This window comes from Bacillus sp. NTK071 (genome assembly GCF_017303315.1).
In the GTDB taxonomy this organism is placed as follows: domain Bacteria; phylum Bacillota; class Bacilli; order Bacillales; family Guptibacillaceae; genus Guptibacillus.
In genome coordinates this window covers 50,150-62,208 of sequence record NZ_JAFKOI010000010.1, presented here as the reverse complement: position 1 = coordinate 62,208, position 12,059 = coordinate 50,150, and the positions used below count along the sequence as shown (strand labels likewise).

Genomic DNA, 12,059 nt, shown 5'->3' with positions numbered 1-12,059 from the left:
AAAGTCTAATAACAGCAGCATACCTATGATAGAATTAGAAATAAGAGGAGGGGAATAATGGATAGAAAGAAAATTCATCCTCTCATTCTATTAAGTTTATTCATTAACGGAATTGCGATGGGGATACTAGCTCATGATATGTACAGTGAAAGTAAAGTCGTATATAGCATGACATTTATCGTACTAGGTATTTTCTTTATCTTGTTTCTAACGTACGGAGTGGTTAGAAACCAAAGAATAAATGAAGCCGATCGGTAATTCAGAATGAAAAAAGGGAAAAGCATGTTACTGCTTTTCCCTAATTAATAAAAACGAGTCCTACTGATATAACCGCACCACTTACTAGTAATACAATGAAACAATAGCCCATAATGTCTTTTGCTTTTAATCCAGCTATAGCAAGTGCAGGCAATGCCCAAAACGGTTGAATCATGTTTGTCCATGCATCTCCCCATGCAACGGCCATCGCTGTTTTCGGAATGGAAACGCCAAGTTCTTTTGCAGCGTCAAGCATAATTGGTGCCTGAACCGCCCATTGCCCCCCTCCAGACGGAACAAAGAAATTCACGATTCCTGCACTTAGAAACGCAAAGAATGGGAATGTGAATCCATTCGATATGGACACAAAACCTTGTGAAAGCTCTGCAGCAAGTCCAGACGCCACCATCATCCCCATAATCCCCGCATAGAATGGGAACTGTATGATAATCCCGCTCGCTCCTTTTACGGCATTACTAACTGATTCAAGAAAGTTGCGCGGTGTCCCGTGAAATAGAATGCCTAGAAAAAGAAAACCAAAATTTACGATATTTAAATTAAGTTCGAAACCAGCATTTACGAAATAATAAACAATGTATGAGAGTCCTACTAGGGAAATAATAATTGAAACCGTCTTGCTGTTCTCCAAACGCTCAGCTGGTGTCCATTCCGTCTCTAACGTTGCAGCTTGAAGATTTCCCTCTCGTAATAAAGAAGGATCAACGTGGACTCTTTCATCTTCAGAAGGTGACATTATATAATTCACAACTGGCAGAACGACAAATAAAGAAGCAACAATGATTAAATTAAAGGGGGAAAAGATTGTTTGACTCGTTGATATGACTCCAATCAAATCCTCTGTAAAATGCCCAGGCGTAGCAACTGTAAGTGGAATCGATCCAGCTAGACCGCCATGCCATACGAGAAAACCGCTATAGGCGCTTGCAATGAGTAAACGATAATCCACTTTCACTATTTTTCTTGCAAGTTCTTTCGCATATAATGCGCCGATAACAAGCCCAAATCCCCAATTAATCCAGCTTGCTACGAGCGAAACAAGCGTAACGTAAACGATAGCTTGTCCAGGTGTTTTTGCTCGATCAGCTAAATAACTAAGTCCCTTTTTAAAAAGAGGACTGCTTGCAAGCACATAACCTGTCATAAGAACAAGCACCATTTGCATTGAAAAAGCAAGGAGACTCCAGAATCCTTCTCCAAAGAATTGAACCATTTGCACAGGAGTACTTCCTGTAAAGATTAATCCAAGACCAAATACTACCAACGTTAAGATCACAACAAATAAAAATGGATCTGGTAAATAACGTTGCATGATCCGATTCGACAACGATATTGAGGCTTTTAACATAACGACAACTCCTTTAATCAATAATCCCATCTCAATTCATTCGTGGAATTTAGACATGAATCCTCCATATATTAGAAAACGCTTTCATAAATAGGTGAAAAGCCGCATCACTGCGACTTTACTTCTTCTCTATTTTGTTAAGAAAATCCTGAACCTGATCCACGAAAGGCTGAATTGGATAGCTATTGTAATGAACAGCTGCCAGGCGAATAGGATCACCAAAGAAAAACCTCTCAAACTGTGTTTGCCTTGATCCAAATGCACTCATACTCAAATCCCAGGCCATTCGGAAAAGCCTTACGCGTTCTTTTGCTTCAATATTTGATCCTTGAAGATAGCGCTCAAGGTCTCCTTTTATCTCTGACTGAAAATCCTTTTCTGTTGGAATCGAAATGAGTCCACTAGCACCCAACATTTCAATAATTTCAATTAGTCTTGGATAGACGCCAGGAAAATATTGAATAGCTGCTTTCAGCGGCATACTAGCTGGAATCCATGTACCATAGCGATTCGGTTGACTATTCACTTCTGCGGATAAAAGAAGAGCTTTCATAATTTCAAGAGCGTTAATGATTTCGCTCATTTTCTGTTTTACGTGTTCATACTCTTGAATTTGAATCGCATCTCCGATCATTTCACAAAGACCTAGAATGTATTCAAGTTTCACGACTTGCCTACAAACGGACTGGAATTGTAAAAAGGCGTACATACCTGTTTCCTCTTCTACATTTGCCATCGTATCGAGGTTTTTGTAAACGAAAACACATTCCCACGGCACAAGAACTTTTTCAAAAACAACAATCGAATCAATTTCTTCAAATTGTGATGCAAGCGGATGATCAAAAGCGCAATCACTGTAGCAAAAAGATTCTCTACAAAGAAACTTTAACCCTTTTGTATTCGCAGGAATCATGAATCCAAATACATACGAATCATCAAGACTATTTCCTCCAGCAGGAAGAACGAGCAATTCGTCAGTTAATCCTCCCTGTGTGGCAAGTAGTCTGGCACCTTGAATGACAATGCCTTCCTTTTTCTCCTCTACTACTTTTGCAGCTGTGACAGTTGAATCATCCAAGAAATGTGCGATCGATCGATTAACTTGAGGGTTAATAAATGTATGAGTAATCGATAAATCTTCCTCCCTTGCACGTTCATACAATCGTTTAATATTATCTCCAAATTCTTTTCTATCTTTGGAAAAGTGAGGTGCTGCTGCACCGAGTGCCATAAGTAATGTATTCATGTAATCTGGCGAACGCCCCATGAGTCCTGCACTCTTACGCGCCCACTCCTGTGTAGCTTTCCGTCTATTTGTTAAGTCTTCTAAAGAAAGAGGCTGATGAAATGAAAAGCCGTATGCACCTTTGCCATCCGGTTGAGGATAACGAAAGAGTTTGCGGTTTTCTTGTTGGCACTGATAGTCATATAGCTCAGCCTTACTCTTCAATATTCCTTTAAAAGGAGCGAGTTCCGACAACTTCCCTGAACATTTCTCTCCCTTGATCCAAATTTCATTTTGTAGAGCATTTATTCTATCAATATATTCCTTACCATTAATCACACAGTCACCTCCTGTATATCTTTCTTATTAAACTATGCACAAGTGATAGAAGGAGGCAGTGCACTTGTCTTGATCTTGTAAGATTGTAATAAGAATGTGGTTTTTCTCCCATACTTATCTATAGGGGTTTTCAACTCTGCTAATTTGTGGAACAATAGACACAGCATTTCGAAAGGAGCATGTGAATTGCGTAAATTAACTTATCTACTTATCACAGGATTATTGTTAGTAGCACTAGCAGCCTGTGGAGGTAATGAAAACAGCAGTAATGACAAGAAACAAGAAGATACAAAAACAGAAGAAAAAGCCGGTGAACAGAAACAGCCGGAAGTTGATAAAGTAGATGCAGATAAAGTTGTAGCTACCGTCAATGGAGAAGAAATTACAGGTGAAGATTTCAACCCAGTCTATGAACAGAATCAAATGCAATACGTTCAAATGGGACAAGAATTACCTAAAGAACAGCTTGAACAAATGAAAAAGCAAATCGCTGAAAGCCTTGTTGGCCAGGAGCTAATCCTTCAAGATGCAAAGGATAAAGGCTACGAAGCTTCTGAAGAACAAGTCGACAAAGAGCTTAAAGGTGTAAAAGAAAGCTTCGAGGATGAGGATCAATTCAAAGAGGCTTTGAAGAAAAATGATATGAGTGTTAAGGAACTTAGAAAGCAACTTGCGAATAACGTTCTCTATACAACATACGTTGATAAAGAAATTAAAGTTGATGAAGTAACGGAAGAAGAAATGAAAAAGTCTTATGAGAAAGCAAAAGAGCAAGGTGGCTCTGAAGAAATGCCGGCTTACGAAGACGTAAAGCCTCAGATTAAAGAAGGCTTAGAAAAAGAGAAACAAGGTAAGAAAATGCAAGAACTAGTAGAGAAGCTTAAAAAAGATGCAGATGTAAAAGTTAACGTATAATTGATGAAAACCACTAGAGAATTATTCTCTAGTGGTTTCTTTATTGTTATAGAGATGCATTTCGAGCTGTTCACGAATACGTGATGGGATTGGTTCGCTTTTTTGAACATCGAAATGATAATTCACATATGTAGCTCGCCCTTTTACACATACTGTATCATCTTGGTGAATTTCCTCATACACTTCAAAACTTTTGTTTCCAATCCGACTGATCCACGTTCGAACCGTAACCACTTTCCCATAATAGAGTTGTGCAAGATACTCGACATCCATTTTTAATAGAACACAATGCCAATCATGGAATGCTAGATCCGGATTGAACATACGAAAAATATCATCCCGACCTGATTCAAACCACACGGGTATGACGGTATTATTAATGTGGCCGGCACCATCTGTTTCAGAAACACGTGGCTCAATGACTTTCTCAAACATATCGTCACTCCTTTTCACTATTTATTCGCTATTCCTTACAACCTTCCCTTTTTCATAACGTAAAGAGCTTCCAGGTGCTTGACCTGGAAGCTCTCACATAGTATCTATGATTGATATTGTTCTGAGTTAATAAATTGCTTAAAGTTCACATTTGCTTTCTCACCAAGCGTATTTCCTAGCTCTTCATCCGCTTGATAGAAGTTAGCAATCGCTCGTCCAACAATTGCTCTATCCTCAATACCATCGAAATCGTTCATCAAGTTTTTAACTAATGTATCTTTCGTGTGCTGATCCCAGCTTCGATAAATACGTCCCGCCTGACCGAAGTGGTTTACTTTATCGATTACCTGACGTCCAGCTTGACCGCTAACCGGCTGCATTGCATCTTCATATCCTGGAACTTCAGTAGGAACACCAGCCGCACTGTTTGGCTCATAATTCACATGGCCTTTATGCTTATCATTATTCATGCTACCTTCTTGCTGGTAGTTATTCACTTCAGTCTTCGGTTTGTTAATATCCAACTGAAGGTAATTTGGACCTACACGATGACGCTGTGTATCTGAATAAGAGAACAGACGACCCTGTAGCAACTTGTCTTCTGAAGGGAGCATACCCGGTACAAGTACACCAGGATTAAAACTAACCTGCTCTGTTTCAGCAAAGAAGTTATCTACATTTCGGTTAAGAGTCATCGTCCCCACAAACTCCCACGGAATGTCCTCTTCAGGCCAGTCTTTCGTAGCATCAAGTGGGTTATAGTCGAAGTTATTGAGTTCTTCTGGACGAAGAACTTGTACGTATAGATCCCACTCAGGGAAATCTCCTTTTTCGATTGCATTATAAAGATCACCTGTAGCATGGTTAAAGTCCATCCCTTGAACCTTAGCTGCTTCTTCAATCGTAAGGTTCTTAATGCCTTCTTTTGGCTGCCAGCGAAGCTTCACATAGAATGTCTCGCCATCTTCGTTAAACCACTTAAACGCATGGACACTAGATCCCCGCATATTACGGAATGTTGCTGGAATTCCTTCATCTGTGAACAGATGCATCGCCATGTTTGTTGTCTCTGGGGAAAGTGAAAAGAAATCCCAGTACCTTGCTGGATCTTGAATATTTGTTATCGGGTCTGGTTTCAATGAGTGAATTACATCAGGGAATTTAATTGCATCGCGAATAAAGAAGATCGGCAATGTGTTTCCTACGAAATCATAGTTACCTTCTTCTGTATAGAATTTAACAGAAAAGCCACGTGGATCACGAGCTGTTTCAGGAGAGTGCTTCCCGTGAATAACTGTTGAGAAACGAGCGAATAGCTCCGTTTCCTTTCCTTCTTCTTGAAGAAATGCAGCTTTCGTATATTTTTTCATGCTATTTTTCGTTACAAAAACACCGTGAGCGCCTGCTCCACGTGCATGAACGACACGTTCAGGTATACGTTCTCTATCAAAGTGGGCAATTTTTTCAAGTAATTGATAATCTTCTACAAGCGTTGGACCATTCTGCCCGGCCGTTTTCGAGTTCTGATTGTCTGAGATCGGTACACCTTGATTAGTCGTGAACTTCTTTTTGTTTTGATCGTCCATGCAAAACACTCCTTTTAATATAGATATTTCCTGCAGGCAACTATGTAAGCAAGAAATGAAATCCTCAGTCACTTAAGACATGTTCCCAAAAGCTACCAATGGTAAACTTGAATTTGTTTAAAAATTTTTAACTAGCAATTTCAGGAATAAAGGTTCCTGTTTTTTGAATTGATTTAGATTATAATGAGGAAAGAAAGCATCCTACTTAATGACGAAAGAGAGTGAAGTACATGAAGCACCATCCTATTCCTTATTTCACATTTGAAGGAACAGCTCGAGAAGCTCTTACTTATTACAAAGACGTATTTGAAGGTGAGATTACTGACATCCAAACTTTCGGCGAGGCAGATTTCGAATCCCCTCCAGAACTAGATGATCACATCATGCATGCTCGCTTCAAAAAGGACGACCTCTTTTTCATGGTCTCAGACGTGTTCTTGAATCAGAAAGTCACTGTCGGCAACAACATCTCACTAGCTCTTGAACTTGATAGTGAAGATGAAATTCAAAAGCTATACTCTCGTCTAAAAGAAAAAGGAACAGTTTACATGGAGCTTCAAGATACTTTCTGGGGAGCAAAATTCGCTAAAGTTAAGGATGCATACGGCGTTATTTGGGATTTAAACTTCGAAAAAGCGAAAACTAATTAAGTTATGGAGTCTGTCACGATGGTGGCAGGCTTTTTTGATGGAGAATGATGGGGTGTGGGGTGGTTGTTGGGTGGATTTGAGACTAATAAGCAGTCGAAATGGTGAGATATCCGCGAAATCTTAAAACTGCCTAATATCGAGCATATATCGCCTACCTTTGTTCGCTCCACTAAACTCGAGATTCAACGATTTCAATAGTCTTGTAGCAGCATCTTCTGAGCTTAAACGTAGAAACCCTCTCAATTCTTGATTCGTAATTTCCTTTGAAACAAGAAGTGCATAATCATTTAGAGCTTTTAAATGAGCATCCTTAGAAACAGATGAGCAGCTTTGACAAAGCCACTTTCCATGAATTCTTATCATTGGCATTCGAGCACAATTTGGACACTGAACACCAACTAATAAATCGGTAACTGGATTAGAAAACTGTTTTAATATGTCACGGTCTAGTGGCTCATGGTGCTTAACTAAAAAGCGGCCTAATTTACGTACTTCTTTCATAGTAAGCAGTTCAGTTGGATATCTCTTATCAATAGACTTCACTTTAGTTGGCAAGTATTCACTACGAATCACTTTAGAAGTGATAGCGTTAATTTCATGAGTAGCTTTCAAGACAGTGCTTCGATTGCTTATCACAATCAATGTTTCAATCGGTATCCGAGATACTTTTGATTTCAATAAAAACATTTCAAGCTGAAGACGTTGCCTCTCAACTTGTGTCAGTGGATCAGGAAACGCCTCTTCTTTCGTTTCGGAAATACGAATCATCTGATTAAACATCGGATCAAACATTAAAGTCCCTGAAATGTTTTTCACTTCAACAATAAGAATATAGTGTTGAGAGATTACGAGCGTGTCAATTTGAAAGTGGTGAGTACCATCATATAATCGTAGATCATGGTAGATCATAAACCGTTTCTCTTCTAAGAAGCTTAGCGGGAAACCAATTGATTTTTCTCCATAAAATCCTGCACTATACTTCTTCAATTGCTCTTTCACTTCTTCATAGCGGATATGATGAGACGGAAGGCGACGTAATAGGGCGTCCATCTTGAGGAGGTTAAGCGGGGCATCATGCAGCTTTCCAATCAATTCATTTATCACTCCTTTTCTCTTCGACTCTTCAATACCTTTCTTCTATTTTAATTATCCAATCCCTTTTTCCAACAAATGATCATACAAAAACCAGCTCCCCCAAAAGGAAGCTGGCCCCAATGCATCTACTCAATATCCAAATCCGTTACTGCACCTTTCGCAGATGACGAAACGAGTCTTGCGTATTTTCCTAGAATACCTGTCTTGTATCTTAACTCTGGTCTTACCCATTCTGCTCGGCGTCTTTCTAGCTCTTCATCGGAAACAGCGAAATTGATTTGTTGTTTGTCACTATCAATTGTAATGGTGTCTCCTTCTTTCAATAAGCCAATTGGTCCGCCTACGAATGCTTCTGGGGATACGTGGCCGATTACGAAGCCGTGTGAACCACCTGAGAAGCGACCATCTGTCATAAGGGCTACCTTACCATTCAAGCCTTTTCCAACAATCATGGATGTAATGGAAAGCATTTCAGGCATACCAGGGCCGCCTTTTGGACCTACATTGCGAATAACGAGAACGTCACCTTCTTTAATGTCATCCGCTTCAATCGCCGCCGTCGCTTCCGCTTCGTTATTATAGACACGTGCTGGACCTTCGAAACGACTGATCTTTTGTCCAGACATTTTTGCAACTGATCCTTCAGGGGCAAGATTTCCACGAAGCACAACAAGTGGCCCGCTCGCTTTGATTGGATCATTCAGTGAGCGAATGATTTCTTGACCTTCTTTCAAGGAAGGTGCTTCTTTAAGATTCTCTGCAACTGTCTTGCCAGTTACAGTAAGGCAATCACCATGAAGTAAACCATGTTCATGAAGTAGTTTCATGACTGCTGGTACTCCACCAACTGCATAGAGATCTTGCATGACGTATTTTCCACTTGGCTTCATGTCAGCAATATGCGGTACGCGCTCGCGGACACGCTCAAAGTCATCAAGTGATAGATCAACTCCAGCAGAATGAGCCATTGCTGTTAGATGTAAGAAAGCATTTGTTGAACCACCAAGCGCCATAACAACTGTGATGGCATTTTCAAAAGCCTCTTTCGTCATGATATCACGAGGGTAAATATCATTTTCTAGAAGGTTCACGACAAGCTCGCCGGCTTGGCGACATTCCGACTCTTTATAATCGTTCACGGCAGGGGTTGATGATGAGCCCGGGATACTCATGCCGAGCGCTTCTACTGCTGACGCCATTGTGTTTGCTGTGTACATTCCACCGCACGCACCTGCGCCGGGACAGGCATTACATTCGACTTTGTGAAGTTCTTCGTCATTAATTGTTCCTGCTTGATACTGTCCAACAGCTTCAAAGGAAGAGACGATATCAATGTCATTGCCATTTAATTTTCCTGGCTGAATGGTTCCACCGTACACATAGACAGATGGAATATTCATACGGCCGATAGCCATCAAGCAGCCTGGTGTTGTTTTATCACACCCTCCGATTGCTACGATGCCATCAAGGCGTTCCGCATTTGTCACAGTTTCGATTGAGTCTGCGATAATTTCGCGACTTGGAAGAGAATAGAACATTCCCTCATGTCCCATCGCGATGCCATCAGACACTGTAATTGTATTGAATATCATCGGTGCGCCACCATTATCCTTAGCTCCGCCCTTAGCCTCACGTGCAAGTTTATCAATATGTACATTACATGGCGTAACTTCACTCCATGTACTTGCAATTCCAATCATTGGTTTCTTAAAATCTTCATCGGTAAAGCCAACTGCTCGAAGCATCGAACGGTTCGGAACGCGGTTTACTCCTTCGCTGATCACTTTACTACGAATACGTAAGTCTTTCTTTCCATCCATTCTAATCACCCTTCCAAATCGCCTGTGAAATTTGATAATTTAATCAATTCAAAATTTATATTCTTTGATGATACTAGTTTTCGCACTTTAACGCAAACAATTATCAGAAATTTTCACATAACAATTTATGGAGGAGGGTGGTAGGAGATCACTACATCAAGGGATACTTCATAACAAGTAAGCCGGTCCCAATAGGAACCGGCCTGTTTTATCATAATTCTTTCGAATCACGATAGAAGAGAAGATGAGGAAGTCATATAGCTGCTGTTGCCCAATTATAAGGTTCCTGGTTCGAACGTCTTACAATCAGTTTCTTCACTATTGCTAGCTTTGTTTCCTTTATGGCTAACAACAAAGATCTCATCAGCACCACATTTCTGACCGTTACGGTTGTGGACACAGTTTGCGACTTCACATAACACATCCAATGCCATCCCCTTCACCTCCTTCGTCTTAGAATGCTCATTATGGATGACACAATTCTGGTTTCTTAAATAATCATCTTTTCTTCTGCATAAAAGACTAATCTAAATCGCCTATCTATGTCGTCCAACTTTTTAACTTCTATCGATGCTTTTGTATAGTATAAAGTAGAAGAAACAATAAATAGGCGGGCTGACTATGGATAATGAACAAAAAGTTATACTTGGCGCCTGGATAACAGCAACTGGTACGATAGCTTCTGCAATTGGAATATCAAGCTTTATGACCATTAGTGAAGAGATCTTGAACAGTCTGACCTTAATCGGTAATGTTCTGCAAGCAACTGGTAATGCGATTGTGGCAGACACAATTGACACAATGACATTGAATAAAATAGGTAGTCAAATTCAAGCCATTGGTAATTCAACTGTCGTAACTGGAATTATACTTGCTAGTGATGAAAAAACGGGGATCGTTCTAGACATTAAAGGCAACTTACTTCAAGCGCTAGGCGGTGGTACTTCCCTATCACAAGCTTTAAGTGCAGAGCCTTCTGAAGCAGAACTGTACAATATCAATGGACACATCCTCAGTATTACAGGTAATTCGTTGCAGGCATATGCGGGAGCACGAGGACTGAGAGACGAAGATGGGGAAATTTTCAATGTAGTCGGAAGCTGGATTCAAGCAACAGGCTCCGTGATCGGTGCAATTGGTCAAACAAAATACCCTAATCAATCGTAAAAACCCTGGTAACTATACCAGGGTTTTCTATTTCACCTTAATAAACCAATAAACTCCCTCATGAACCCAGGTAAATCCGGCCATGCCTGACCTGAAACGAGATTCCTACTTGTGTGAAGCTGTTCGTCGATATATGTAGCACCACAAGCTGTTACATCTGGTTTACAGGCTGGGTAGGCTGTATATTCTCGACCTTTCATAACATCAGGAATCACGCTTAGAACCTGAGCGGCGTGGCAAATTGCTCCTACTGGTTTGTTCTCATCGAAAAAGTGTCTAACCAGATCGGGTACATGTTCATTTAAACGAATATACTCTGGTGCCCTTCCGCCTGGGATAATTAATCCATCGTACTCAGAAGGATTCACATCAGCAAAAGAAACATTAGCATCAATGCCATACGAAGGCTTTTCTACATACGTTTCCATTTCACCTGTAAAATCGTGACAAACCGTTTGAAGCTTTTTCACTGTGGGGGATGCAATCGTCACTTCAAATCCTTCTTCAAGACAACGGTAATATGGATAATAAATCTCAAGAGCCTCAACAGCGTCACCGGACAGGATTAACACTTTTTTACTCACCATAACACCTCCAGAGGATAGTAAAAGCCTTCGCTAGTTATTACCCTCTTTCTGTAAATTATTAACACATATTTTAAGAAGTACATAATTAATGAATAAACCACCGGCGTGTTTCTTAATTGAACCGTATGACAAAAAGGTTGAAACCTTGTGACATGATGAACGTACCTATACGAATCAACAACTATAAAGGATTTACCTCTAGTGGCAAATCCTTAGTATTTTAGACATAAAAAAAACCACCAAATATGTATTTGGTGGAGACGGTGGGAGTCGAACCCACGTCCAGAAGTATCGGCACTTAAGCTTCTACGAGTGTAGTCGATATATTATTGTTTCACTGCAATTCTGCCTACCGACAGGCGTCTTTGCAGCTAGTCTGGTTAATCTCTTCCAACTTTCCTCAGACGGTGGATTGTTGGCGTATCCCACTTAAGTTGAGTCCCTTACCCTACCACATGGGCGATGGAGGGAGGAACCGCAAAACAGCTTACGCTGCTAGTGCGAAGTTGTTGTTTTCTTTGCCAGTTATAGGCATGGCGTTTTTAACGTAGCTCGCCAACTCGACTCGCGACTTAAGCTCGACCTACCCCTGTCGAATCCGTAACGTCCCCATATC

At 40.5% G+C, this 12,059-nt stretch carries 12 protein-coding genes and 1 other RNA gene; 4 read left to right on the top strand and 9 right to left on the bottom strand.

Annotated features, from left to right (window positions below):
- Positions 1 to 57 precede the first annotated feature (57 nt).
- Positions 58 to 258 (top strand): hypothetical protein, encoded by a 201-nt coding sequence (locus JI666_RS15055; protein WP_206893284.1) that lies wholly within the window; start codon positions 58 to 60, stop codon positions 256 to 258.
- Between the two features lie 40 nt (positions 259 to 298).
- On the opposite strand, the gene JI666_RS15050 is transcribed toward JI666_RS15055, so the two are convergent.
- Positions 299 to 1,624 carry a short-chain fatty acid transporter gene (locus JI666_RS15050; RefSeq protein ID WP_206893281.1) on the bottom strand — a complete coding sequence of 442 codons (1,326 nt, stop codon included), beginning with the start codon at positions 1,622 to 1,624 and terminating at the stop codon, positions 299 to 301.
- A 118-nt stretch (positions 1,625 to 1,742) separates the two neighbouring features.
- Entirely contained in the window at positions 1,743 to 3,188 is a 1,446-nt protein-coding gene (gene hpaB, locus JI666_RS15045) for a 4-hydroxyphenylacetate 3-monooxygenase, oxygenase component (RefSeq protein ID WP_206893279.1), read from the bottom strand.
- Between the two features lie 186 nt (positions 3,189 to 3,374).
- On the opposite strand from hpaB, the gene JI666_RS15040 reads away from it, so the two are divergent.
- The gene (locus JI666_RS15040) at positions 3,375 to 4,103 is read left to right on the top strand and encodes a SurA N-terminal domain-containing protein (RefSeq protein WP_206893277.1); all 729 of its coding nucleotides are present in this window, start codon (positions 3,375 to 3,377) and stop codon (positions 4,101 to 4,103) included.
- 21 nt (positions 4,104 to 4,124) lie between these two features.
- Here the strand turns inward: JI666_RS15040 and JI666_RS15035 are convergent, their stop codons facing one another.
- A complete protein-coding gene (locus JI666_RS15035) occupies positions 4,125 to 4,538 on the bottom strand; it encodes an acyl-CoA thioesterase (RefSeq protein WP_206893275.1) in 414 nt (137 codons plus the stop codon).
- Positions 4,539 to 4,642: 104 nt separating this feature from the next.
- Positions 4,643 to 6,124, bottom strand: a complete 1,482-nt coding sequence (locus JI666_RS15030; RefSeq protein ID WP_206893273.1) for a catalase — start codon at positions 6,122 to 6,124, stop codon at positions 4,643 to 4,645.
- 230 nt (positions 6,125 to 6,354) lie between these two features.
- Here JI666_RS15030 and JI666_RS15025 point away from each other — a divergent pair, with 230 nt between their 5' ends.
- Positions 6,355 to 6,774 (top strand): VOC family protein, encoded by a 420-nt coding sequence (locus JI666_RS15025; RefSeq protein ID WP_206893271.1) that lies wholly within the window; start codon positions 6,355 to 6,357, stop codon positions 6,772 to 6,774.
- A 120-nt stretch (positions 6,775 to 6,894) separates the two neighbouring features.
- On the opposite strand, the gene JI666_RS15020 is transcribed toward JI666_RS15025, so the two are convergent.
- The 3 genes from JI666_RS15020 to JI666_RS15010 all read right to left on the bottom strand — a co-directional run bounded on the left by JI666_RS15020 (position 6,895) and on the right by JI666_RS15010 (position 10,123).
- Positions 6,895 to 7,878, bottom strand: a complete 984-nt coding sequence (locus JI666_RS15020; protein WP_206893269.1) for a nuclease-related domain-containing protein — start codon at positions 7,876 to 7,878, stop codon at positions 6,895 to 6,897.
- A 116-nt stretch (positions 7,879 to 7,994) separates the two neighbouring features.
- Positions 7,995 to 9,689 (bottom strand): dihydroxy-acid dehydratase, encoded by a 1,695-nt coding sequence (gene ilvD / locus JI666_RS15015; RefSeq protein WP_206893267.1) that lies wholly within the window; start codon positions 9,687 to 9,689, stop codon positions 7,995 to 7,997.
- A 275-nt stretch (positions 9,690 to 9,964) separates the two neighbouring features.
- On the bottom strand, positions 9,965 to 10,123 hold the full coding sequence (locus JI666_RS15010) for a DUF1540 domain-containing protein (protein WP_206893262.1): 159 nt from the start codon (positions 10,121 to 10,123) through the stop codon (positions 9,965 to 9,967).
- 187 nt (positions 10,124 to 10,310) lie between these two features.
- Here JI666_RS15010 and JI666_RS15005 point away from each other — a divergent pair, with 187 nt between their 5' ends.
- Entirely contained in the window at positions 10,311 to 10,856 is a 546-nt protein-coding gene (locus tag JI666_RS15005) for a DUF6944 family repetitive protein (protein WP_206893257.1), read from the top strand.
- Between the two features lie 32 nt (positions 10,857 to 10,888).
- Here the strand turns inward: JI666_RS15005 and JI666_RS15000 are convergent, their stop codons facing one another.
- Together JI666_RS15000 and ssrA are read right to left on the bottom strand one after the other, a co-directional pair.
- A complete protein-coding gene (locus JI666_RS15000; protein WP_206893254.1) occupies positions 10,889 to 11,440 on the bottom strand; it encodes a DJ-1/PfpI family protein in 552 nt (183 codons plus the stop codon).
- A 255-nt stretch (positions 11,441 to 11,695) separates the two neighbouring features.
- Positions 11,696 to 12,054: a transfer-messenger RNA gene (gene ssrA, locus JI666_RS14995) on the bottom strand.
- Positions 12,055 to 12,059 lie beyond the last annotated feature (5 nt).

Excerpts from the sequence above, each read along its gene's own strand:
- ilvD (WP_206893267.1), bottom strand. The coding sequence starts at position 9,689 with ATGGATGGAAAGAAAGACTTACGTATTCGTAGTAAAGTGATCAGCGAA.
- JI666_RS15005 (WP_206893257.1), top strand. The coding sequence starts at position 10,311 with ATGGATAATGAACAAAAAGTTATACTTGGCGCCTGGATAACAGCAACT.
- JI666_RS15055 (WP_206893284.1), top strand. The coding sequence starts at position 58 with ATGGATAGAAAGAAAATTCATCCTCTCATTCTATTAAGTTTATTCATT.
- JI666_RS15025 (WP_206893271.1), top strand. The coding sequence starts at position 6,355 with ATGAAGCACCATCCTATTCCTTATTTCACATTTGAAGGAACAGCTCGA.
- JI666_RS15010 (WP_206893262.1), bottom strand. The coding sequence starts at position 10,123 with ATGGCATTGGATGTGTTATGTGAAGTCGCAAACTGTGTCCACAACCGT.
- JI666_RS15030 (WP_206893273.1), bottom strand. The coding sequence starts at position 6,124 with ATGGACGATCAAAACAAAAAGAAGTTCACGACTAATCAAGGTGTACCG.
- JI666_RS15035 (WP_206893275.1), bottom strand. The coding sequence starts at position 4,538 with ATGTTTGAGAAAGTCATTGAGCCACGTGTTTCTGAAACAGATGGTGCC.
- JI666_RS15050 (WP_206893281.1), bottom strand. The coding sequence starts at position 1,624 with ATGTTAAAAGCCTCAATATCGTTGTCGAATCGGATCATGCAACGTTAT.